2 protein-coding genes and 1 pseudogene are annotated in these 2,647 nt (G+C 66.8%); 1 reads left to right on the top strand and 2 read right to left on the bottom strand.

The window, feature by feature from the left end:
- Positions 1-458 precede the first annotated feature (458 nt).
- The gene (locus ABW137_RS04175) at positions 459-662 is read left to right on the top strand and encodes a hypothetical protein (protein WP_526397183.1); all 204 of its coding nucleotides are present in this window, start codon (positions 459-461) and stop codon (positions 660-662) included.
- Positions 663-786: 124 nt separating this feature from the next.
- Here ABW137_RS04175 and ABW137_RS04170 read toward each other — a convergent pair whose 3' ends face one another.
- On the bottom strand, positions 787-2,010 hold the full coding sequence (locus ABW137_RS04170) for an IS256 family transposase (protein ID WP_526397185.1): 1,224 nt from the start codon (positions 2,008-2,010) through the stop codon (positions 787-789).
- A gap of 134 nt (positions 2,011-2,144) precedes the next feature.
- Positions 2,145-2,495 (bottom strand): annotated as a pseudogene (locus ABW137_RS04165) (transposase); the annotation flags it as partial.
- Between the last annotated feature and the right edge of the window lie 152 nt (positions 2,496-2,647).

Here is a 2,647-nt window from a genome sequence, read left to right as displayed (position 1 = left end):
CGTATGAGGAGTGGCGATGCCAGAGAAACGTCGGAAGTACGTCCCCGTCAGCGTCTCTCACATCCACCACGTCGTCGACGCGAGCCCGCACAGGCGAGCCAGGTCTGGAGGTGGACGGGTCGGGTCCGTCGGCCGCGCAGCGACGGTCAACACGAGCAAGCTGCCGACGACGCCGGGTGATGCTCTCCGAAACGCAGGGTGGCTTGTGCTCGAGCTCCACGGAAGGGTGTTGATCGAGTCGGGATGGGGTTGGTGCCTCGATTCCGCGATGGCCCATAGCTTGTGTCATCGGCAGCGCCCTCGGCCTCGACTTCACCGACGAGTCGGAGGTCACCGGGCTCGTCTACAAATCGGAGATCGAGTTCTTCGACGACGGCCCCGAGAAGCCCGTCCGCATCTGGAGCCGACTCGGCCGACGGCCCCTCATCGCCGGCGGCAACTCCAACGGCGACATTCAGATGCTCCGCTACGCCCGAACCCGCCAACGGGACGGCCTGCGCATCCTCGTACGTCACGACGACCCCGACCGCGAGTTCGAGTACGACGACGGGGCCGAAGACGCCCTCACCCGCGCCGCCGAACACGGCTGGACCGTCGTCTCGATGCGCGACGACTGGACCCGCATCCACCCCGACGTCCCAGCGGCCCCCGCCGACGAGTGAGTCGAACTGAATCCACGCGCTCGCAGTCGGCGCAGCGCCGGCGTTTGGCCACGTCGAGCGTCGCCACCGCGCAGCGGGCGAGGGACTGTCCGACCGTCTGTGTAAGCGGTCGTGATGGTGGTGGTTAGCGGGCGGCCTCGATGCGGTCGCCGTAGTGGATGGTCAGCGCGTTGAGGATGGTCTTCCAGCCGCTGATCTGGCCGGTCGGGTTGGACCGGTTCTGGCGTCGCTCGATGGCGACGAGGTAGAGCACCTTCAACGCCGACTGCTCGGTCGGGAAGTGCCCGCGATGTCGCACCGCTTTGCGGAACCGGGCGTTGAGCGACTCGATCGCGTTTGTCGTGTACACGATTTGGCGCAGCTCGACGGGGAAGGCGAGGAACGGCACGAAGTCGTCCCAGGCCCGTTCCCACGTGGCGACCATCGCCGGGTAACGATCCCGCCAGTGCTCAGCGAACTCGCCGAAGCGGACGGTGGCGGCATCCAGCGTCGGGGCCGTGTAGATCTCGCGCAGCTCCCGACAGACCGGACCCCAGTACTTCTTCGACGTGAACCGCAGGCTCGAGCGCACCAGGTGCACGACACACAACTGCACCTCGGCCGCCGGCCACGTCGCCCGGATCGCATCAGGCAAGCCCTTCAGGCCGTCGCAGCACACGATGAACGTGTCGTTGATGCCGCGGTTGCGCAGCTCAGTGAGCACACCGGCCCAGAACTTCGCCCCCTCACCGCCGGTCGGTCCGACCCACATCCCCAACACGTCGCGTTGACCGTCCAAGTTGACGCCCATCGCCACGTAGATCGGCCGGTTGGCGACCTGGCCGTCGCGGATCTTGACCACGATGGCGTCGATCAAGATCACCGGGTAGATCGCGTCGAGGGGCCGGTTCTGCCACGCCACCAGGTCCTCGATGACCGCGTCAGTGATCCGAGAGATGGTGTCGCGGGAGATGTCGGTGTCATAGACGTCGGCCAGGTGGGCCTGGATGTCGCCCGTCGTCATCCCCTTCGCGTACAGCGAGATGACATTGCCCGACAGACCGTCCAAACGACGCTGCCCCTTGCGCACCGTCTGCGGCTCGAAGCTGCCATCACGATCACGAGGCACCCGCAGCTCGACCTTGCCGACCTCCGTCGTCACCGTCTTGGACGTCATCCCATTGCGGCTGTTGCCAGAACCGCGCCCTTCGACGGCGTGGCGTTCGTAGCCGAGATGATCAGTCATCTCCACTTCCAGGCCGGTCTGCAGCACCCGGCGCACCAGCCCGGTCAACAAACCGTTCTCACCGGTCAGCTCGACCCCCTCGGCACGCGCCTGGGCGACCAGCTCAGCCGCCCAGTCCCGCATCGCCGGCTCATCGCCCACCAACGGCACGCTACGCACCGCCAGCGAGGCCCTCGTCGTGTTGGTTGCTGTCTCAGTCATCGCAGTGATCCTCTCCAGCCCACAGCCCTCAGCCGTGGACCCTCAGATCACGCCACTTACACAGAGCTCCGGACACTCCCGCGGGCCCCGACACGTTTGAGATAGCGCATGACCATCTTCTTGGAGCGTCCCTCGGCGAGGCGGCGGGCCATGTAGGCCTGGGTCGGTGGGTGCCATCGGAGCCGGCTGATGATGATCACGTGGAGGGCCCAGTTGGCTTGGCGGTCGCCGTAGCGATTGAGCCGGTGGTGTCGTCGCCGGCCCGATGACGCGTCGATCGGTGAGACGCCGCAGAGCGCGGCGAACGATGACGACGTGCGGAGCCGGTCCGGGTTGTCGCCGGCGGCGGCGAGTAATGCGGTGGCGACCTGGGCGCCGACACCGTTGATCGCGCGCAGCGTCGGTGCCGGCAAGTCGCGCGGGAAGGTCGGACAGGGCAGACTCGTGAGTGGTCATCGTGCGCCTTCTCGGGTGGTTAGCGCTTCCGAGAATCGCACGATGACCACCCTCACCCCGAGGACCGGTGCCGCCTCCTACACCACGTGATGGGACTCACTCG

Source organism: Mycobacterium sp. (genome assembly GCF_040509115.1).
In the GTDB taxonomy this organism is placed as follows: Bacteria; Actinomycetota; Actinomycetes; order Mycobacteriales; family Mycobacteriaceae; genus Mycobacterium.
Note: the sequence above shows the minus strand (reverse complement) of the source record. Positions and strands in the feature narration are given on the sequence as shown.